The sequence below is a fragment of the Hydrogenophaga sp. YM1 genome (genome assembly GCF_016903055.1).
Classification (GTDB): domain Bacteria; phylum Pseudomonadota; class Gammaproteobacteria; order Burkholderiales; family Burkholderiaceae_C; genus Hydrogenophaga; species Hydrogenophaga borbori.
Map to the genome: position 1 here is coordinate 1152187 of NZ_CP070223.1, position 17941 is coordinate 1170127.

At 70.2% G+C, this 17941-nt stretch carries 21 protein-coding genes; 11 read left to right on the forward strand and 10 right to left on the reverse strand.

The window, feature by feature from the left end:
• Positions 1-21: 21 nt before the first annotated feature.
• The 8 genes from JNX00_RS05635 (at position 22) to JNX00_RS05670 (ending at position 6151) form a co-directional block, all read left to right on the forward strand.
• Entirely contained in the window at positions 22-996 is a 975-nt protein-coding gene (locus JNX00_RS05635) for an RluA family pseudouridine synthase (protein WP_204745003.1), read from the forward strand.
• Positions 997-1068: 72 nt separating this feature from the next.
• On the forward strand, positions 1069-1377 hold the full coding sequence (locus JNX00_RS05640) for an H-NS histone family protein (protein WP_070399010.1): 309 nt from the start codon (positions 1069-1071) through the stop codon (positions 1375-1377).
• A gap of 138 nt (positions 1378-1515) precedes the next feature.
• Positions 1516-2190: a hypothetical protein gene (locus tag JNX00_RS05645; protein ID WP_204744344.1), complete on the forward strand. Its 675-nt coding sequence runs from the start codon at positions 1516-1518 to the stop codon at positions 2188-2190.
• Between the two features lie 718 nt (positions 2191-2908).
• A complete protein-coding gene (locus JNX00_RS05650; protein ID WP_204744345.1) occupies positions 2909-3676 on the forward strand; it encodes a metallophosphoesterase in 768 nt (255 codons plus the stop codon).
• 65 nt (positions 3677-3741) lie between these two features.
• The gene (locus JNX00_RS05655) at positions 3742-4440 is read left to right on the forward strand and encodes an RNA polymerase sigma factor (protein WP_204744346.1); all 699 of its coding nucleotides are present in this window, start codon (positions 3742-3744) and stop codon (positions 4438-4440) included.
• Between the two features lie 102 nt (positions 4441-4542).
• Positions 4543-5112 carry a ferritin-like domain-containing protein gene (locus JNX00_RS05660; protein ID WP_070399007.1) on the forward strand — a complete coding sequence of 190 codons (570 nt, stop codon included), beginning with the start codon at positions 4543-4545 and terminating at the stop codon, positions 5110-5112.
• Positions 5113-5159: 47 nt separating this feature from the next.
• Entirely contained in the window at positions 5160-5585 is a 426-nt protein-coding gene (locus JNX00_RS05665; RefSeq protein ID WP_204744347.1) for a c-type cytochrome, read from the forward strand.
• 71 nt (positions 5586-5656) lie between these two features.
• Entirely contained in the window at positions 5657-6151 is a 495-nt protein-coding gene (locus JNX00_RS05670; protein WP_204744348.1) for a low molecular weight protein-tyrosine-phosphatase, read from the forward strand.
• On the opposite strand, the gene JNX00_RS05675 is transcribed toward JNX00_RS05670, so the two are convergent.
• The 3 genes from JNX00_RS05675 to JNX00_RS05685 all read right to left on the reverse strand — a co-directional run bounded on the left by JNX00_RS05675 (position 6139) and on the right by JNX00_RS05685 (position 9776).
• Positions 6139-7116 (reverse strand): NAD-dependent epimerase, encoded by a 978-nt coding sequence (locus JNX00_RS05675; protein ID WP_070399004.1) that lies wholly within the window; start codon positions 7114-7116, stop codon positions 6139-6141. The two genes, JNX00_RS05670 and JNX00_RS05675, sit on opposite strands and share 13 nt — an antisense overlap.
• A 74-nt stretch (positions 7117-7190) precedes the next feature.
• Positions 7191-8882: an AMP-binding protein gene (locus JNX00_RS05680; protein WP_070399003.1), complete on the reverse strand. Its 1692-nt coding sequence runs from the start codon at positions 8880-8882 to the stop codon at positions 7191-7193.
• 96 nt (positions 8883-8978) lie between these two features.
• Complete coding sequence (locus JNX00_RS05685; protein WP_204744349.1) at positions 8979-9776, reverse strand: hydratase; 798 nt, start codon at positions 9774-9776, stop codon at positions 8979-8981.
• Positions 9777-9816: 40 nt separating this feature from the next.
• Between JNX00_RS05685 and JNX00_RS05690 the strand changes: the two genes are divergently transcribed.
• Entirely contained in the window at positions 9817-10515 is a 699-nt protein-coding gene (locus JNX00_RS05690; protein ID WP_204744350.1) for an alpha/beta hydrolase, read from the forward strand.
• Here the strand turns inward: JNX00_RS05690 and JNX00_RS05695 are convergent.
• Complete coding sequence (locus JNX00_RS05695; RefSeq protein WP_070399000.1) at positions 10500-11459, reverse strand: EamA family transporter; 960 nt, start codon at positions 11457-11459, stop codon at positions 10500-10502. The two genes, JNX00_RS05690 and JNX00_RS05695, sit on opposite strands and share 16 nt — an antisense overlap.
• Before the next feature lie 70 nt (positions 11460-11529).
• Here JNX00_RS05695 and JNX00_RS05700 point away from each other — a divergent pair, with 70 nt between their 5' ends.
• Together JNX00_RS05700 and JNX00_RS05705 are read left to right on the forward strand one after the other, a co-directional pair.
• Entirely contained in the window at positions 11530-12003 is a 474-nt protein-coding gene (locus JNX00_RS05700; protein ID WP_175442832.1) for an Lrp/AsnC family transcriptional regulator, read from the forward strand.
• Positions 12004-12139: 136 nt separating this feature from the next.
• A complete protein-coding gene (locus JNX00_RS05705; protein ID WP_204744351.1) occupies positions 12140-13468 on the forward strand; it encodes a glycerate kinase in 1329 nt (442 codons plus the stop codon).
• Here the strand turns inward: JNX00_RS05705 and JNX00_RS05710 are convergent.
• The 6 genes from JNX00_RS05710 to JNX00_RS05735 all read right to left on the reverse strand — a co-directional run bounded on the left by JNX00_RS05710 (position 13465) and on the right by JNX00_RS05735 (position 17919).
• Positions 13465-14427 (reverse strand): succinylglutamate desuccinylase/aspartoacylase family protein, encoded by a 963-nt coding sequence (locus JNX00_RS05710; RefSeq protein WP_070398998.1) that lies wholly within the window; start codon positions 14425-14427, stop codon positions 13465-13467. The genes JNX00_RS05705 and JNX00_RS05710 overlap by 4 nt on opposite strands.
• On the reverse strand, positions 14427-15416 hold the full coding sequence (locus JNX00_RS05715; RefSeq protein ID WP_070398997.1) for a tripartite tricarboxylate transporter substrate-binding protein: 990 nt from the start codon (positions 15414-15416) through the stop codon (positions 14427-14429). The genes JNX00_RS05710 and JNX00_RS05715 overlap by 1 nt, the downstream gene beginning before the upstream one ends.
• Before the next feature lie 96 nt (positions 15417-15512).
• Positions 15513-16403, reverse strand: coding sequence for a LysR family transcriptional regulator (locus JNX00_RS05720; RefSeq protein ID WP_070398996.1), 891 nt, complete (start codon positions 16401-16403; stop codon positions 15513-15515).
• 39 nt (positions 16404-16442) lie between these two features.
• Entirely contained in the window at positions 16443-16598 is a 156-nt protein-coding gene (locus tag JNX00_RS05725) for a hypothetical protein (protein ID WP_175442831.1), read from the reverse strand.
• Between the two features lie 95 nt (positions 16599-16693).
• Positions 16694-17665, reverse strand: a complete 972-nt coding sequence (gene nadE / locus JNX00_RS05730; RefSeq protein WP_204744352.1) for an NAD(+) synthase — start codon at positions 17663-17665, stop codon at positions 16694-16696.
• Positions 17662-17919 (reverse strand): acyl carrier protein, encoded by a 258-nt coding sequence (locus JNX00_RS05735; protein ID WP_204744353.1) that lies wholly within the window; start codon positions 17917-17919, stop codon positions 17662-17664. Before JNX00_RS05735 ends, nadE begins: the two co-directional genes overlap by 4 nt.
• Between the last annotated feature and the right edge of the window lie 22 nt (positions 17920-17941).

Here is a 17941-nt window from a genome sequence, read left to right on the forward strand (position 1 = left end):
CCCCGCGTCCGTGGTGGATACATGAAAGCCCCGATAGACACCCCGCCCGCCGTCCGCCATCTCACCGTCGACGAGGAATCCGACGGCCAGCGGCTGGACAACTTCCTCATGCGCCACCTCAAGGGCGTGCCCAAGACCCACATCTACCGGGTCATCCGTTCCGGCGAGGTGCGCCGCAACAAGGCGCGCGCCAGCGCCGACGAGCGCGTGGCGGCCGGCGACGTGCTGCGCATCCCGCCCATTCGGCTGTCCGCGCGCATCGAGGAAAAGGCCGAACGGCCGGCCCCGGCGCGCGAATTCCCGGTGGTGCACGAAGACGAGGGATTGCTCGCGATCGACAAGCCGGCGGGGGTTGCCGTGCACGGCGGCAGCGGCGTCAGTTTCGGCGTCATCGAGCAATTGCGGCAATCGCGGCCGACCGCCCGTCTGCTCGAATTGGTGCACCGGCTGGACCGCGAAACCAGTGGTCTGTTGCTCATTGCGAAAAAGAAGAGCGTGCTGAAGGCCTTGCAAGACCAGTTTCGCGAACGGGAAACCGGCAAGACCTATCTGGCACTGGTGCTGGGCGATTGGCCGGCGGCGCGCAAGGTGATCGACGTGCCGCTGCACAAGTACCTGCTGGCCGACGGCGAGCGGCGCGTGCGCGTGACCTCGGCCGACGATCCCGATGGCATGCGGGCGATCACTCTCGTTAAAGTGGCGCGCCGCTGGGCTTCCTCGCCCGGCGGGGGCGGGCCGCTGAGCCTGCTGGAGGTGACCATCAAGACCGGGCGCACGCACCAGATCCGCGTGCACCTGGCGAGCGCCGGCCACCCGATCGCCGGCGACGACAAATACGGCGATTTCGAACGCAACCGGGAATTGGCGCGGCATGGCCTCAAACGCATGTTCCTGCACGCCTGGCGCCTGCGCCTGACCCATCCGCAAAGTCAATCTCCTTTGCAATTGCAAACGGAATTGCCGAACGAACTGCAAGGCTTCGTCGATTCGCTGTGAAAACCGAATAGAATTCGCGGCGCATCGCATCGATGCCCCGATTCATTTCACAGAGCGACAAGGATTACCGGTATGGCAACGTATTCCGAACTGATGGCCCAGGCGCAATCGCTGATGGCGCAGGCCGAGCAGGCCCGCAAGGACGAACTGTCCAATGTGATCGCCGACATCAAGGCCAAGATGAAGCAGTACGGCATCAGCGTGGCCGATCTGGGCGGCGCCAGCGCGGGCGGGCGCAAGGCGGCCAAGTCCAAGTCCGGCGCGGCGCCCAAGTACCGTGGCCCCAACGGCGAACTCTGGGCCGGCGGCCCGGGCCGCAAGCCGCAGTGGGTGCGCGACGCGCTCGCCGCTGGCAAGGATCTGGACGCGTACAAGATCTGACCCCACCGCCCCTGTTCGGGGTGTTATCAAGCTGATGGCCCAAACTGATTGAAAACGGCCCCTCGTGGGCCGTTTTGCTTATTCGTTGAGCACTTCGAGTCGCTTCACGAAGGTATCTTGACTTGATGCGATACCTTCGTGAACGACTCACCCCACCCCTTCCGAGCCTCCCCCGAGCTGAAATGGCTCCTGAACGAGCGTGCTGCTCTCGTTGGACTTGTCAAAAAGACCCAAGAGCGAGCCGAGCTGCTCGACAAGAAGATTCGCCGCTACGAGCACGTGTTGGCCGTGGCCACCGAACAACGGGCTGCTGCCGAGCGGTCCGTCGCAGAGAAGACCAAGGCCATTGCTGCTATGGATGTGTCGATTTCCATGGCAAACGCACAGATACGGCCCGACGCTGCAGGGTGCGTCGTGCCGTGGAAGGGCAAATACGGCAAATGGGGAGGCCTATCCGTGTTCCTCAAAGAAACACTGGCGAGCGCGGCACCGCACCCAGTCTCCAGTTTCGAGCTGACCGGATTGGCCCGAGCCCGTTTCGGGTTGATGCTCATCACTCCCTCGGAGCGGGCCTCATTCCGAAAATGCGTCAAGAAAACCCTGTGGGCGGTAGCCCAGAGGGAAGGGGTTTTGGAGAGACTCCCCAGCCCCGACAGTACGCAGAAGTACGCCCTCTATCGATGGAAAGGCAGCTCCGGCCTCGACGCGCTGCGCTCGCTCTCCGGGACGCCGGAGGTGCCCGAGCATGAGTCGGCAGAGGACTCCGTCGGAGGTGAAGTGGCTGGTCAGCGCGCTTGCCGCCGCCCGGGGTGATTTGGCACGCATACGGACGCCCAGATTGACCGCTTCACCCTTCAGGCCAACGACGTAGTCGTCACGAAGGACTCTGAAGAGCCGACGGACATTGGCATCCCTGCATACGTGCCCCGTGACTTGCCTGGAGTCGTATGCGGCTAGGCACGCCTGCTTTCTCTGCCAACGCCGCTGACAACTGAGCCTGCGAGTTGCACAACGTTCTTCCCGCGCCGAGTGAGGGCACCCGCGAAGTGCTTGCCCGTCACCAACCCCCATTGAGCCAGCAGTTTGGGTTCAGTTCGCGCCATGGCATAGGAGAGTTCCTGCGCCATCCGACTGGACCGCGTACCCCGGCGGGCCAAGGTGGCGGGAACCAGCTGGGAGGTCAATGAAGAGGGCATGCCTGCGTTCTAGCAGAGTGCCGAGGCCTTGGAAAACAGGTTTTCGCGGGTTCAGCGGCTCAATAGTTGGCCAACTCCTCATTAGGCGCAATGACACTTTGAGCTCCGCCTACGGAAGCGACGGTCTAATTTTCCTCAAACACACCCGAAACCTTCGACAAAAGTGCAAGGAAAGTCTTTTAGAATCATATACTTAAGCTCTTCTTGGGCCATCAGCTTAATAACACCCCCTGTTCGACAAAAACCCGCCATCCGGCGGGTTTTTTTCTTTTCACCAGACTGGCGGCACCCGATCAGCCGCCGCGCGCCGCCAAGGCCGGTGAAAGGGCCATCGCATGAAACTGCACGTGCTGTCGGATCTGCACCTGGGCGTCCAGGGCATGGCGCCGCCGCCCACCGAGGCCGACGCGGTGGTATTGGCGGGCGACATCGCGCGGCCCCGGGAGGCGGTGGCCTGGGCCCTGGGCCTGGGCAAGCCGGTGCTCTACGTGCCGGGCAACCACGAGTTCTACGGCTCCAGCCTGCCCGAGGTAAGGGACGAGCTGCGGCGCCTGTGCGAAGGCACGCCGGTGCACCTGTTGGACGGCGACGCGGTGATCCTGCAGGGCGTGCGCTTCCTGGGCACCACGCTCTGGACCGACTTCCGATTCCAGGGCGAGGGGGAGCGTGAGGCCGAGGCCATGGCCGAGGCACAGCGCTTCATGCGCGACTTCAGCCGCATCCGCCGGGACGCGCCGCCCTCGGACGCGGTGCTGGCGCCGCGGGATACGGCCGATCTGTTCGCTGTGCAGTCGCGCTGGCTGGATGGGGCGCTGTCGGTGCCACACCCAGGGCCGACCGTGGTGATCACGCACCATGCGCCCTCGCCGCGCAGCATCCACCCGCGCTTCGCCGGCTCGGCCCTGAACGCCTGCTTCGTGTCCGACGCCGAGCACCTGTTGGACGGCCGGCGCGCGCAACTGTGGATTCATGGCCACACGCACGACAGCTTCGATTACCCCTTGCATGGCACGCGTGTGCTGTGCAACCCGCGCGGCTATGCCCGTGACGGCGTGAATGAGAACGCCGCCTTCGATGCGGCGCTGGTGGTCGAGGTGGCCTGACGCCACCGCCCGGCGGCGGCGGGAACGGCGCCGCCGGGCCGGCCATCCAATGGGCGGAGGTTCTTATGCACAGCACCCAAGGCGGCACGCCCGTGCCGGCCGATGAGCAGCCGGCGGACGCCGCAGACAACACGCTGGCGGCGCGCGCCGCCCACGGTGACGAGGCCGCCTTCGAGACCATCATGCGACGCCACAACCGACTGCTCTTTCGCACGGCCCGCAGCATCCTGAAGAACGACGAGGAGGCACAGGACGTGCTGCAGGACGCCTACCTGCGCGCCTGGCGCGCGCTGGGCGGCTTTCGCGCCGACGCCAGGCTGTCGACCTGGCTGGCGCGCATCGTGATCAACGAAGCCCTGGGGCGGCTGCGCCGGCGCGAGGTGCCGGTGATTCCGCTCGACGCTGCGATGGCGTCCCTCGAGCCCGACATGCAGCGCTGGCTGAGCGACGACGTGGACCGCCAGCCGGACCGCCTTGCCATGCGCGAGCAGATCCGCCGGCTGATGGAGGCGCGCATCGACGGGCTGCCCGAGGCTTTTCGCAGCGTCTTCGTGCTGCGCGGCGTGGAAGAGCTGAGCGTGGAGGAGGTGGCGCAGGCGCTGGACATTCCCGAGGCCACGGTGCGCACGCGCTTCTTCCGCGCGCGCAGCCTCTTGCGCGAAGGGCTCTCGCGCGATGTGGACATGGCCATCGCCGACGCCTTCTCGTTCGATGGTGAGCGCTGCGACCGCATCGTGGCCCACGTGCTCCAGCGCCTGAGCTGAGGCCGCCTCCCCGTTCCCGCGCCGCGCGGGAACGGGGCGCAAAAGCGCTCCATCCAATGGGCAAAGGGTCGATCGTGACCCCAACCCCCGATGGAGACCCCCATGTCTTTCCTGCAGATGCCCCACCCCGCCGCGGCCCGCCGCCGCTTCCTCGGCCAGTCCGGCCTCATCCTCTCCGGCACCACCGTCGCGCTGCTCGCCGGCCGCGACGCGCTCGCGGCGCAGGCCGGCGCCGCCGCGCCGCAGGACGTGCAAATCCTCAACACCGCCCTGGGCGCCGAGCTCGAGGCCATCGCGGCCTACCAGCTGGGCGCCGAGAGCCAGCTGCTGCAAAAAACCGCGCTCGACCTGGCGTTGAGCTTCCAGGCGCACCACAAGGAGCACGCCGAGGTACTGGCCAAGACGGTGGAGAAGCTGGGCGGCAAGCCCGTGGCCGCCAAGGCCGCCTACGGCTTTCCCGTGGAGCAGTTGAAGTCGCAGGCCGATGTGCTGCGCTTCGCGGCGCGGCTGGAGCAGGGCGCCGTGAGCGCCTACCTGGGTGCCGTGCCGCTGTTCGGCAACCGCGACCTGTCCAAGGCCGCGGCCAGCATCCTGGGCGACGAGGCCATGCACTGGGCCGTGCTGCGCCAGGCCCTGGGCGAGACGCCGGTGCCCTCGGCCTTCGTGTCATGAGCGCCGCCGGGCCGTTCCCCAGGCACACGGCCCCCGCCGCGCGCCGCATGCAGGGCCGTCCAGTGAACGGTGTGCGGCTGGGACTGGTCGGGGCATTGGCGCTGGCCGCGCTGGGCGTCGCCTGGGCCGAGGAGCCGTCCGCGCAGCGCGGCGCGCAGGTCTACAACCGTTGTCTGGCCTGCCATGCGCTGGCCCAGGACCGCGTGGGTCCACGTCACTGCGGCCTGCTCGGCCGGCGCGCGGGCAGCGTGCCCGGTTTTGCCTATTCGCAGGCCATGAAGGATTCGCGCCTCAGGTGGGACGAGAAGACGCTGGACCGCTTCCTGGCCCGCCCCCTTCAGGTGGTGCCGGGCAGCAGCATGACCTACGACGGCGTGGCCGATCCGCGCGAGCGCGCCGACCTCATCGCCTACCTGCGCCAGGCCAACGGCACGCCCGAGTGCCGCGCGCTGGGCAGCGCCGGACCGCGCTGAGCGCGGTCCGGCGGGGGCGGGCGAACCGGCCAGTGAAGGGGCGCGGCCCGCGCCTCGTTATGCTCGGGCCCATGCAACAGGTACTGGTGGTCTGCATGGGCAATATCTGCCGCTCGCCCATGGCCAGCGCGGTGTTGCAGGCTGAGGTGCAACGCCGCGGCCTGCAAGGGCGCGTCGCGGTGGACTCGGCGGGCGTGTACGGCGGCCACACGGGTGAGCGCGCCGACAGCCGCGCAGTCAAGCTGGCGCGCGCGCGCGGCTACGCGGCCATCGACGCCGAGCGGGCGCGCGCCGTGCGGCCCGAGGATTTCGAGCGCTTCGACGCCATCCTCGCCATGGACGAGGGCAACCTTGCGCAGCTGCGGCGCCGCTGCCCGCCGCCGCAGGCGCACAAGCTGCACCTGTTCCTGGATTACGCGGGTCTGGGGTTCGAAGAGGTTCCCGACCCCTACTACGGCCCCCTGCAAGGCTTCGAGAACGTGATGGTCCTGTGCGAGCGCGCGGCGCCGCGCGTGATCGAGCGCCTGGCGGGTCTGGCGCCCGAGGCCGCGCCTCAGACCTTGTAGTAGTCGCGGTACCAGCGCACGAAGCGCTCGATGCCCTCGGCCAGCGGCGTGGCCGGGGCGAAGCCCACCCAGTCGTTCAGGGCCTTGGTGCTCGCGTAGGTGGCGGGCACGTCGCCGGGCTGCATGGGCAGCAGCCGCTTGCTGGCCTCGCGGCCGGTGGCGCGCTCGATGCAGGCGATGAATTCCATCAGCTGCACCGGGTCGTGGTTGCCGATGTTGAACACGCGGTGCGGCGCGCCACCCTCGGTCTCGGGCGTGGCGGGCTTGTCGAGCACGCGCAGCAGGCCCTCGACGATGTCGTCGATCCAGGTGAAGTCGCGCTTCATGTCGCCGTGGTTGAAGACGTCGATGGTGCGGCCTTCGAGCACGGCCTTGGTGAAGGAGAAGTAGGCCATGTCGGGCCGGCCCCAGGGCCCGTACACCGTGAAGAAGCGCAGGCCGGTGGCGGGCAGCCGGTAGAGGTGGCTGTAGGTGTGCGCCATCAGCTCGTTGGCCTTCTTGGTGGCGGCGTACAGACTCACGGGGTGGTCGACCGGGTCGCTTTCCTCGAACGGCATCTTGGTGTTGCCGCCGTAGACGCTGGAGCTGGAGGCGTAGACCAGGTGGCCCAGGCCCTGCGCGCGGCAGCCTTCGAGCACGTGGCCGAAGCCGGTGAGGTTGCTCTCCAGGTAGGCGTGCGGATTCGTGATGGAGTAGCGCACGCCGGCCTGCGCGGCGAGGTGCACCACGGCGTCGAAGCGCTGGCGCGCGAACAGCGCCTCCATGCCGGCGCGGTCGGCCAGGTCCAGGCGCTCGAAGCGGAACGGGGCGTGCGGGCGCAGCCGCTCCAGCCGGGCCTGCTTGAGCGCCGGGTCGTAGTAGTCGTTCAGGTTGTCGATGCCGGTGACGGTGTCGCCGCGCGCGAGCAGCCGCAGCGCGGTGTGCATGCCGATGAAGCCGGCGGCGCCGGTGAGCAGGATGTGCATGGCCGGATGTTAGCGGGGCCGCAAGACGCGGCGCTGCCAGCCCGTGGGGCGCGCGGCGCGGCGGGGGTGTTCTTTCAGTCGGCCCAGATCACCGGCTTGCCGGTGACCTCCCACTTCTCGTAGTGGCGGGCGTACACGTCCTCGATGCGGTTGCGCTTGACCTTGAAGGTCGGCGTGATCATGTCGTTGTCCACCGTCCAGGGGGTGGACACCACCACCAGGCATTGCATCTGCTCGTGCGGGTCCAGGGTGGCGTTGATGGCCGCCCGGTGCTCGGCCAGTGAGCGCTCCAGCGCGGCGCGCTCGTCGGCGTTCCTCGTCTTCGCGGCGGCCTCGGGGCTGAGCATGCAGATGCCCAGGGGCTGTCCCAGGTTGGCGCCCGTCACCACGCAGGCCTCCACCGCCTCGTGCATCACCAGTTTGTCCTCGATGGGCGCGGGCGCCACGTACTTGCCCTTGCCCGTCTTGAACAGGTCCTTCACGCGGCCGGTGATGCTCAGCAGGCCGGCGGCGTCGATGCTGCCCTTGTCGCCTGTCCGCAGCCAGCCGTCCTCGGTGAAGGCCTCGCGGCTCTTCTCGGGTTCCTTGTAGTAGCCCTGCATCAGCGCCTGGCTGCGCATCTGGATTTCGCCGGTCTGCGGGTCCAGGCGCTGTTCCACGCCGGGGTAGGGGGGACCCACCGTGCCACGCTGGTTCTTGCCCGGCTCGGTGATGTGCGAGAGCGCGAGGTTCTCGGTCATGCCGTAGCCCTCGTTGATGGGGATGCCCAGCTGGGCGTACCACTGCAGCAGCGCGGGCGGCATGGGCGCGGCCCCGCCGGCGGCGAACTGGCACTGGTCCAGGCCCAGGGCCTTCTGGATCTTGCGGCGCACGATGCCACCCAGCAAGGGGATGCGCAGCAGCCGCTCCAGCTTGGCCGGCGGCATCTTGGCATGGATGCCCTGCTGGAACTTGACCCACAGGCGCGGGACCGAGAAGAACACCGTGGGCCGCGCGCGCTGCAGGTCGGCCGCGAAGGTGTCCAGCGATTCGGCGAAGAACACGTGCATGCCCGTGCGCAGCCAGCCGTGCTCGACCAGCATGCGCTCCACCACGTGGGCCAGCGGCAGGTAGCTCAGCATGCGGTCCTTGGCCGTGAGCGGGATGCGCTGCAGGCCGCGGTCGATGGCCCAGGCGAAGTTGCCGAAGCTGTGCATCACGCCCTTGGGCAGGCCGGTGGTGCCCGAGGTGTAGATCAGCGTGGCGAGATCGTCCTCGGCCCGCACGGGCTGGCCCTGGAGCGGCTCGGTGCGCGCGCAGATGGCGTCCCAGCCGTCGTAGTCCTGGATCGCGTCCACCGGCGACAGCGGGTAGCTGATGCAGGGCAGGCCGGCGGGCACGCCGGGCTTCATGCCGTCCCAGCCGTCGAGCTTGCCCACGAACAGGGCCTTGGACTCGCTGTGCGTGAGGATCTGGCGGATGGTCTCGGGCGCGAGCGTGGGGTACAGCGGCACCGATACGTGGCCGGCCATCCAGATCGCCAGGTCGCTCATCATCCACCAGGCGCAGTTCTTGGACAGGATGGCGACCTTGCTGCCGGGTTCCCAGCCCTGGGCCTGCAGGTGGGCGGCCATGCGGCGCACCTGGTCGGCCACCTGGGCCCAGGTGAAATCGTGCACCACGCCGCCGCCCATGGGCTGCGTGAGGGCCACGCGCGTGGGCGCCTTGGCCTCCCAGTCGTACAGGCGTTGCAGGGCCAGCAGCGCGGGCGCGATCTTCTCGCTCATGGACGGGTCTCCTTGATGTCTGAAACCCGGCCAGCCTAGCGATCGGTGCGTGATTTCCTCAGTGGGTTTTCCCCGTGTCCCCCTGGATTGGAGAGCTCACTCCAGCCGCAGGCTCAGCGGCGACAGCGGCGCGTCGAAGGCACCGTGCCAGGTCTGGCCCGGTGCCACGGGCCAGGCGTCGGTCCAGGTGCCGGTGGTGACGATGTCGCCCGCACGCAGCGCCGGCGCGCCGGGGCAGGCGCGCTGCGCCTGCACGAAATGCCACAGGGCCTGCACGGGGCCGTCGAGCACGGCCGCGCCCGTGCCCCGGTCCAGCGCCTGGCCGTCGCGCGCCAGCACCACGCCCGCGCCGGCCAGGGCGGCGTTCAGGCCGGCGGCGTCGGCCGCGATCTCGCGCACCGGCATCCGCCGGCCCACCAGCAGGCGCGCGTGCAGGCCGCCGTCGGCCACGGTGTCGGGGGCCTCGAACTTCCAGCCCGCCAGGTGCGACTGCACGATCTCGAAGCCCGGCGCAACCCAGTCCAGGGCGTCGAAAAGATCGCCGATGGAGGCCTCGGCGGCGGGCGCCGAGCGAAAGCCGAACACCGCCTCGGGCTCGATGCGCGGCTCGCAGGTGTGCGACAGGTCGAGCCGGCCCTCGCCGTCGCAGAACACCACGGTGCTGTCGTACACGCTGCCCCAGATGGGCGCGTAGACGTTGTAGACCGGCCAGATGCCGCGGTTGGTGAAGCCCACCTTGTAGCCCAGGGGGCGCTCGCCGCGTGCCACGCGCAGCGCGCGCACGGCCAGGGCGTCGGCGTAGGCGGTGTCCAGGCCGTAGCCGGGGCGGGTGCTCAGGCGCGCGGCCCAGGGCCGGCCGGTGTCGAAGTGGTGCAGCAGGGTGTCGGGGGTCATCCGGGGCATTGTGGTGGGCGCGCGGCTATGCTGCCATCCCATGAACGACACCCCCCTCGAACTCGAGCTGCTCGAAGGCCGCTCGGGCGCGCCCGACGCGCCCACCGCCGCCAGCCTCATCGTGCTGCACGGCCTCGGTGCCGATGGCAACGACTTCGTGCCGGTGGCGCAGATGCTGGACCTGTCGGCCGTCGGTCCGGTGCGCTTCGTCTTCCCCAGCGCACCGGTGCGGCCCGTCACGCTGAACGGCGGCTACGCCATGCGCGCCTGGTACGACATCTATCCGCCGCCGGCCGACCCCGGCCTGCCGCGCCGCGAGGACGAGGCCGGCCTGCGCGCCTCCCAGGCGCAGGTGCAGGCGCTCATCGACCGCGAGATCGGCAAGGGCGTGCCGGCCTCGCGCATCGTGCTGATGGGGTTCTCGCAGGGCTGCGCCATGGCGCTGCTCACCGGCCTGCGCGCGCCGCAGCGCCTGGCCGGGCTGGTGGCGCTCTCGGGCTACCTGCCGCTGCCCGATCGCACGGCGGCCGAGCGCAGCCCGGCCCACGCCGGCCTGCCCATCTTCATGGCGCACGGCGATGCGGACGAGATCGTGGCGCCCGCGCGCGGCGAGGCCTCGCGCGACGCCCTGCTGGCGCTGGGCTACCCGGTGCAATGGCACAGCTACCCCATGGGCCACAGCGTGTGCCCCGAGGAGGTGGGCGACCTCAACCGCTGGTTGCTTCAGGTCCTGGCCTGAGACGGCGCGAGCCGCCGCCACAGCGCGCCGGCGGCGTCCACCACCGGTCGGCCGTAGAGGATCAGCGCCAGCGCCGCGCCGATCAGGGGCAGGGCCACGAACACCCAGCCCGTGAGCCGCTCGCCGCCGAAGCCCACGCCCACCGCCAGGGCCACCACCGGGTTCACGAAGGAGTAGCTGCCCGCCAGCGCGGCGCTGGTGTTCTTCAGCAGCCACAGGTAGGCGTTGAGCGTGACCATGGTGCCCATCACCACCAGGTAGAGCCAGGCCAGGGCCGAGGCCAGCGACACCTGCGCCCATTGGAAGCCGCGCGCGCCGGGCTCGAACAGCAGCGCGGCCAGCGTGCACAGCAGACCGCCCAGCAGCCACTGCGCGGCCGAGGCCATGGCCGGCGGCGGCAGCGCGAGCTTGCGCGAGGCATAGGAGCCCAGGCTCCAGGCCAGTGGCGCACCGAAGGCGCACAGCGTGCCCAGCAGGGTGGTGGAGAAGTCGCCCTCCAGCGCCAGCAACGCGGCGCCCGCCGCGCCCAGCACCAGGCCCAGCCAGCTGGTCAGCGGCACGCGCTCGCCGCCCCAGCGCGTCCACAGCGCCAGCCACATGGGCATGGTGGTCACCACCGTGGCCATCAGGCCGGAGCCGATCCCGGCCTGCTGGGCCAGCACCACCAGGGCCATGGCGGCGAAGGCCATCAGCCCGCCGATGAGCGCGCTGGCGCGCCACTGCGCCGCCGTGGGCCAGGCCAGCCCCTGCCAGCGCGCGATGGCCAGCATGGCCAGACCGGCCGCGATGAAGCGGGCCCCGTTCATGAGCACCGGCGGCAGCGTCTGCATGGCCACCGCCAGCGCGAAATAGGTGGTGCCCCAGACGAGGTAGACGATCAGCAGCGCCAGGGCAAGGCGCCAGGAGGCGTTGTTCGCCCCGAATCGGTTGAAAATGGACGGCATGCGGCCACCTGTGTCGTAAGATTTCCGGCGATTGGCCGAGGGTCCGTATTTTTATCAGAACTGGGCGCGCATGCAAGCAAATATTCAGCTCGACGACATCGACGCCGGAATTCTTACGGCGCTGAGCGCTGACAGCCGCCGTTCCTATGCCGACGTGGCGGCCGAGGTGGGCCTGTCCACGGCGGCCGTGCACGAGCGGGTGAAGAAGATGGTCGAGCGCGGCGTGATCGAGCGCTTTTCGCTGCGCGTAGACCCGGAGCGCGTGGGACTGCACTTCACCGCCTTCGTCGCCATCCGCAACGACGGCGGCGTGCACTGCCGCGAGATCGCGCCGCGCCTGCGCGAGCTGCCCGAGGTGTTGGAGCTGCACAGCGTGGCGGGCGAGTACGACTTCATGGCCAAGCTGCGTACCACGCACGCGCGTGCGCTGGAAGACGTGCTCTACGCCATCAAGGCCATCCCGGGCGTGGCGCGCACCACCAGCACGGTGGTGCTGAGCACCGAGTTCGAAGAACGGCCGCTGCGCTGGCCCGGCGCGGCCTGAGGCGCGTCCCTGTCCAGGTCTTGTTGGGTAGCGGGTGTCAGGGCCGGGCCCCTGACGCACGCCGCTCTCCCGCGGCCCTCGCGGCCTTGTGGACAATGCCGGCTGGCCGCGATACCCCCACCCAGCCCCGCCCGACATGAACTTCGCCACCCAAGACCCCCGCGCCCTGCTGCGCCACCTGTACGACGCCGCTGTGCGCCGCGCGCTGCCGCTGCACAACACCGCCGCCTTCCTGCCGCCGCCGCCCAAGGGCCGCACGGTGGTCATCGGCGCGGGCAAGGCCGGCGGCGCCATGGCCCAGGCGGTGGAGGCGTTGTGGCCGGCCGAGGCGCCGCTGTCGGGCCTGGTGGTCACGCGCTACCACCACACGCCGCCGCGCCCCGAGGGGCTGCGCGAGCGCATCGAGGTGGTGGAGGCCTCGCACCCCGTGCCAGACACCGCCGGCCTGACGGCCGCGCAGCGCATCCTGCAACTCGTGCAAGGTCTCACGGCCGACGACCTGGTGCTGTGCCTCATCTCGGGCGGCGGCTCGGCCCTGCTCACGCTGCCCTGCGAAGGCCTTACCTTGCAGGACAAGCAGCGCATCAACCGTGAGCTGCTGGACAGCGGCGCGCACATCGGCGAAATGAACACCGTGCGCAAGCACCTCTCGCGCATCAAGGGCGGGCGGCTGGCGGCGGCCTGCGCGCCCGCGCAGGTGGTCACGCTCACCATCAGCGACGTGCCCGGCGACGACGTGAGCGTGATCGCCAGTGGCCCCACCGTGGCCGACGCCAGCACCTGCGCCGACGCGCTCGCCATCCTGGACCGCTACCGCATCGCCGTGCCGGCGCCCGTGCGCGCCGCGCTCGAATCGGGCGCGCTGGAAACGCCCAAGCCCGGCGATGCGCGCCTGGCTGGCCACGACACGCGCCTGATCGCCACGCCGCAGCAAAGCCTGGAGGCCGCGGCCGAGGCCGCGCGCGCGCTGGGGCTGGCCGCGCACATCCTCAGCGACGAGATCGAAGGCGAATCGCGCGAGGTGGGCAAGGTGCACGCGGCGCTGGCGCGCTCGGTGGCCCTGGGCCGCAGCGCGTTCCAGGCGCCCTGCGTGCTGCTCAGCGGTGGCGAGACCACGGTCACCGTGCGCCCGCGCGCCGAGGGCCAACCCAGAGGGCGCGGCGGGCGCGCGGGCGAGTTCTGCCTGGGCCTGGCCCAGGCCCTGGGCGGTCAGGCGAACGTGTGGGCCATCGCGGCCGACACCGACGGCATCGACGGCATCGAGGACAACGCGGGAGCGCTGGTCACGCCCGACACCCTGGCGCGCGCGGCGGCCCAAGGCCTGAAGGTGGGCCAGCACCTGGAGCGCAACGACGCCTACGGCTTCTTCGAGCCGCTGGGTGACCTGGTGATCACCGGGCCCACGCACACCAACGTGAACGATTTCCGGGCGCTGCTGGTGCTGCCGGCGGGCCAACACGCCTAGGGCGTGGCGCGGGCGAAGCGGACCAGCGTGGCGCCGGGCCGCGCGTGCAGCAGCGTGGGCATCACCAGCACGCAATCGTCGTATGGCGTGATGACCGGCAGCGCCGCGTTCCACCCGATCAGGGTGCCCGCCTTGGCGATCCGGTCGCCGCTTTTCCAGGGCTGTGTGAACGCCGGCACGGCGTGGGGCGCCACGGTCACGGCGTCGGTGACCACCAGCAATGGGCCGCTGCCATGGGCATGGGGCTGGCGCCAGTCGGCTGGTATGTCCGGCGCGTCCACCACGCCACTCAGATCGAGAAAGCGCGCCAGCGCGTCGCGGGCGACGGCCACCGATGCCCGCGCGCCGTGGTAGCCGCATTCCACCAGCAAGGCGAAGGCATCCGGCGCGTCGGCCCTGCCGAAGCGGCCATGGTCGCGCAGACGAACGCCCGCCTTGTGACCGGGATCGGCCACCCGCAGGGCGCCCAGTCCCAGGGCGGCCGCCTGGCTGGCGTGGTGCGCCAGCGGCCCGGTGAGTGCGAGCGGCGGGCCCGGTTCGTGCATGGAGTGCAGATCCAGCAGCCAATCGCTGGCCTCCACATGGGGTTGCAGTTCCAGCACCCGCCGGTGCTCGGACGCCAGCTCGGTGCCGTCGCGGCGCCAGGGCATGTCCCCCCACAGGCGGTTCATGTCGGTGTGCACGCAGCGCGAAACATGGGGCCTTTGCGGGTTGAAGCGCGCGAAGGCTTCCAGGTTGGCCAGTACCACGGTGAGCGTTCCGCGGCGCGGCCTCAAACCGCTGGCCAGCAGATCGCGCACCGCCCAGGCACCGCACAGCTCGTTACCGTGGACGAGCGCGCTCACCATCACGCGGCGACCGGGTTCGCTGGCCGTCCACTGCCACACGCCGGGCGTGCCGGTGTTGCCGGCCAGCCAGGGGCCCATGTCGGGCGGAGAAATCTCGAACGGCGGCGGCATCACACGCGGATGCCGGCGTGGTCGACGATGCGGCGGTACTTGGCGATTTCGGCCGCCTGGAAGTCGGCCAATACCGCGCTGGCCGGGGCAATGGTCGCCCCCGAAGCCGTCAGCTTTTCCACCAGGGAGGGCACCTTGAGCGACTCGGTCAGGGCGCCGCGCAGCCGCTGCGCGACGGGCGCCGGCAGGCCCGCGGGCCCCCACAGGCCGAACCAGGTGCCGATGTCCACATGGCGCAGGCTGGGCGTCTCGGCCAGCGCGGGAATGTCGGGCGCCACGGGCGAACGCTCGCGCTCGGTCACGCCCAGCGGCACCACCTTGCCCGCCTTGATCTGGGGCAGGCCGCTGGACAGCACGTACACGCCCAGCTCCACCTGGCCGCCGATCAGATCGGTCGTCAGCGGACCCACGCCGCGGTAAGGGATGTGAACGATGAACAGCCCGGCGGCCTGCTTGACCATTTCGCCCGCCAGGTTGAGGGCGGTGCCGACACCCGCGGAGCCGTAGCTGAACTTGCCCGGGTTCTGCTTCACGCGTTCGATGAAGCCGGCGATGTTGGGCATGCCGGCGCTGGGGCTGGCCACCAGCACCATGGGCTGCGAGGCGACCATGCCCACCGGCGTGAACTGCTTGACGGGGTCGTAGCGCAGCGCGGGATTGATCAACCCGGCGATGGCCATCTCGTTGTTGCTGCCCAGCAGCAGGGTGTGCCCGTCCGCCGTGGCCTGCGCCACCCGCTGGGCGCCCAATGCGCCACCGGCCCCGCCCACGTTTTCGACCACGACCGGCTGCCCCAGCGAGCGGGCCAGCTGTTCTGCCAGCACGCGCGCCGTGAGGTCGGTGCTGCCGCCTGGTGGGTAGCCCACCACCAGGGTGATCGGGCGGTTCGGGTAGTGGTTGCTCTGGGCCAACGCCGGCGCGCACCCGAGGGTGGCGGCGGCGCCCGTGAGAAGCAGAACCTCACGGCGGCGGATCAGTGGGGACTTCATCGGCGCTCCTGGTTGGCTGCGATGGCGCAGCGGTGAAGCGGACTCTAGGTGGCTCGCCGGTGGACAAGGTGCCGGATCGGCACCGATGCGTGCCGACTAGCGATTGCTGTGCTCCCAGGCCGCTTCGATCAGGTCCGATTGCCGGGCGCGGTGCCGGTACAGGCGGACCTCGAAGTGGATCTGGTCCCCACGGCCGCCCAGCACCTTCAGCAGTCCGGCGCGCACCGCGGACGCGGCCAGCGAATGGGGCAGCCAGGCCATGCCCAGGCCCTTGATGGCCAACTCCAGCACCGCGTCGGCGGAGTCGCACACGATGGTGGGTGGCGATTGCTGCCCGCTGCGGGTGGCCTCCAGGTGGTCCTCCAGCAGGCGGCCCAGGGTGAGGCTGGGCGCGTAGCCGATCCAGGTGGCATCGAACAGGTCGTGGCGCGGGCGACCTGAGGCGTCGACGCGCGCCACCGGCAGCAGGCGGTCCGTGGCCAGGGTGATGTGGCGAAAGCGCTGCCCCGTGAGGCCGTAGGACAGCGCCGGGTGTTCGTAGCAGATCAGCAGATCGACCTCGCCGCGCTCGAAGGTGGCGCAGATCTCTTCCATGGCTTGCGTGCGCAGTTGCACCCGGGCGCCGCGGATGGTGCCCCGCAGCCGGCCCAGCCAGTCGGCCACCAGGGTGCGCGCCAATGTGCGGCCGGTGCCCACGCGCAGCAGGCCGGTCCCTTGCCCGTCGGCGCGGTCGCGCGCGCCCCATTGCGTGCGCAGCTGCCGCAGGCCAGCGAGCAGCGGCGCGCTTTGCGTGAGCAGGGCCTGTCCCTCGGGGGTCAGGCGAACGGGGGCCCGCGTGCTGGCCACCAGGGGCACGCCCGCCCAGTCTTCCAGCGCGCGGATGCGCCGCCCGAACGCCGGGTGGGTGACGTGGCGGGCCTCGGCCGCCTTCACGAAGCTCGCGCAGCGTTCCAGCGCGGCCAGATCTTCGATGAGCTTGATGTCCATGCAAGCGCGGCCGGCCGGGCCGTGGCCGGTGCCGACCGGCTATTTGTTCTTCATCTTGCCCTTGGGCATCACCGCCGTGACGGGCGGGGTGGGGCGGGGGGACAGCGAGGCCCCGGCCGAGGCTTCCTGCGGCGGGCTGGTGTCCTTCTTCGGCTTCTTGACCATCTTGTTGCTGCGCTGTTCGCCTTTGGGCATGGTGGCCTCCTGGTGCTCGTGATGCGAGGGCGCCAATGTAACCCGGCGAACCCGCCCGCCAACGCCCGGCGGTGGCGTCGCCGGGCGCCCTGGCTTCAAGCGGGCATGAGCGCCGGCGCCGCGGCGAGGTACTCGGTGGCCCGCCGTTTGGCGCGGATGTCGTCGTAGACGCGCTGCGCCTGCGCGGGTGTCATGCCCAGGGCGCTGGCCAGCTCGTCGGCCGTGTGCCCATGCTCCAGCGCCCACAGCGCCAGGTCCATCTGTTCGTAGGGCAGGGCGAAGTAGAACTCGTCCTGGCCCTGCGGCAGGGTGTAGGTGTCGGTGGTGGGCACGGCGGCGCAGATCGCCTCGGGCAGGCCGAGGTGGCGCGCCATGGCGTAGACCTGGGTCTTGTAGAGGTGGGCAATGGGCTTGAGGTCGGCGGAGCCGTCGCCGTTCTTCACGAAGAAGCCCTGGTCGTATTCCAGCCGGTTGGGCGTGCCCACCACGGCGTAGTTCAGGCGGTCGGCGTGGAAGTACTCCATGGTCTTGCGCACGCGCTGCTTGAAGTTGGTGGCCGCCACGATCTGCAGGTACTCGCGCGGGGGCAGGCGCACGCTCTGCTGCTGGCCGTCGGGCGACTGCACCACCAGCTTGAAGAAGTTGATGCCGCCCTCCAGGCCGCCCGCGAGCACGATCTTGTTCTTCCAGCCCTCGCCGTAGGCCGGCACCACGCGGCGGATGGCCTCGTCGCGCTGCTGGTAGCAGCCCAGGGCCTCCAGCGCGGGCGCGATGTCGTGCACCTGGTACCGAATGCCCAGGTGCTCGGCCAGCAAGCGGCCGCGCTCGCTGCTGAAGCCGCTGGAGTCGCGCTCGGGCAGCAACAGGCCAAAGACCTTGTCCGCGCCCACGGCGCGCACGCTCAGCGCGGCGCAGACCGAGCTGTCGATGCCGCCACTGATGGCCACCACCAGGCCGCGGCGGCGCAGCTTCTGCGTCAGCACGCGTGGAATCCATTCGCCGATGCGCGCGAGTTCGGCCGCGCAGTCGAGTTGCAGGCTGTGCGGGCCCAGCGGTGCGGCGCTCATGCCGCGGTTTCCTGCTTGCTGCGCACGAAGGCCTCGATCGCGTTCAGCGAATCGAGGTTCTCCGGCACCATTTCCTCGTCGCCGATCGTGATGCCATAGGTCGCCTCCAGGTGCGCCACGAGTTCGAGGAAGCCCGTGGAGTCGAGCACCTGGTGCTCCAGGAAGGACTCGTCGTCGCCCGGCGAGACGGCGCCCGCGCCCAGCAGCAGGTTCTCTTCGATGTAGCGCCGGACCTCGGCTTTGATGGTGCTCATGGTGGTGTGCTCGTTGGGGAGT

Coding starts and splice junctions, on each gene's coding strand:
- JNX00_RS05705 (WP_204744351.1), top strand. CDS start 12,140: ATGAACTTCGCCACCCAAGACCCCCGCGCCCTGCTGCGCCACCTGTAC.
- JNX00_RS05710 (WP_070398998.1), bottom strand. CDS start 14,427: ATGCCGCCGCCGTTCGAGATTTCTCCGCCCGACATGGGCCCCTGGCTG.
- JNX00_RS05665 (WP_204744347.1), top strand. CDS start 5,160: ATGCAGGGCCGTCCAGTGAACGGTGTGCGGCTGGGACTGGTCGGGGCA.
- JNX00_RS05670 (WP_204744348.1), top strand. CDS start 5,657: ATGCAACAGGTACTGGTGGTCTGCATGGGCAATATCTGCCGCTCGCCC.
- JNX00_RS05735 (WP_204744353.1), bottom strand. CDS start 17,919: ATGAGCACCATCAAAGCCGAGGTCCGGCGCTACATCGAAGAGAACCTG.
- JNX00_RS05700 (WP_175442832.1), top strand. CDS start 11,530: ATGCAAGCAAATATTCAGCTCGACGACATCGACGCCGGAATTCTTACG.
- JNX00_RS05680 (WP_070399003.1), bottom strand. CDS start 8,882: ATGAGCGAGAAGATCGCGCCCGCGCTGCTGGCCCTGCAACGCCTGTAC.
- JNX00_RS05725 (WP_175442831.1), bottom strand. CDS start 16,598: ATGCCCAAAGGCGAACAGCGCAGCAACAAGATGGTCAAGAAGCCGAAG.
- JNX00_RS05650 (WP_204744345.1), top strand. CDS start 2,909: ATGAAACTGCACGTGCTGTCGGATCTGCACCTGGGCGTCCAGGGCATG.
- JNX00_RS05675 (WP_070399004.1), bottom strand. CDS start 7,116: ATGCACATCCTGCTCACCGGCGCCGCCGGCTTCATCGGCATGCACACC.
- JNX00_RS05715 (WP_070398997.1), bottom strand. CDS start 15,416: ATGAAGTCCCCACTGATCCGCCGCCGTGAGGTTCTGCTTCTCACGGGC.
- JNX00_RS05720 (WP_070398996.1), bottom strand. CDS start 16,403: ATGGACATCAAGCTCATCGAAGATCTGGCCGCGCTGGAACGCTGCGCG.
- JNX00_RS05635 (WP_204745003.1), top strand. CDS start 22: ATGAAAGCCCCGATAGACACCCCGCCCGCCGTCCGCCATCTCACCGTC.
- JNX00_RS05685 (WP_204744349.1), bottom strand. CDS start 9,776: ATGACCCCCGACACCCTGCTGCACCACTTCGACACCGGCCGGCCCTGG.
- nadE (WP_204744352.1), bottom strand. CDS start 17,665: ATGAGCGCCGCACCGCTGGGCCCGCACAGCCTGCAACTCGACTGCGCG.
- JNX00_RS05640 (WP_070399010.1), top strand. CDS start 1,069: ATGGCAACGTATTCCGAACTGATGGCCCAGGCGCAATCGCTGATGGCG.
- JNX00_RS05695 (WP_070399000.1), bottom strand. CDS start 11,459: ATGCCGTCCATTTTCAACCGATTCGGGGCGAACAACGCCTCCTGGCGC.
- JNX00_RS05690 (WP_204744350.1), top strand. CDS start 9,817: ATGAACGACACCCCCCTCGAACTCGAGCTGCTCGAAGGCCGCTCGGGC.
- JNX00_RS05655 (WP_204744346.1), top strand. CDS start 3,742: ATGCACAGCACCCAAGGCGGCACGCCCGTGCCGGCCGATGAGCAGCCG.
- JNX00_RS05660 (WP_070399007.1), top strand. CDS start 4,543: ATGTCTTTCCTGCAGATGCCCCACCCCGCCGCGGCCCGCCGCCGCTTC.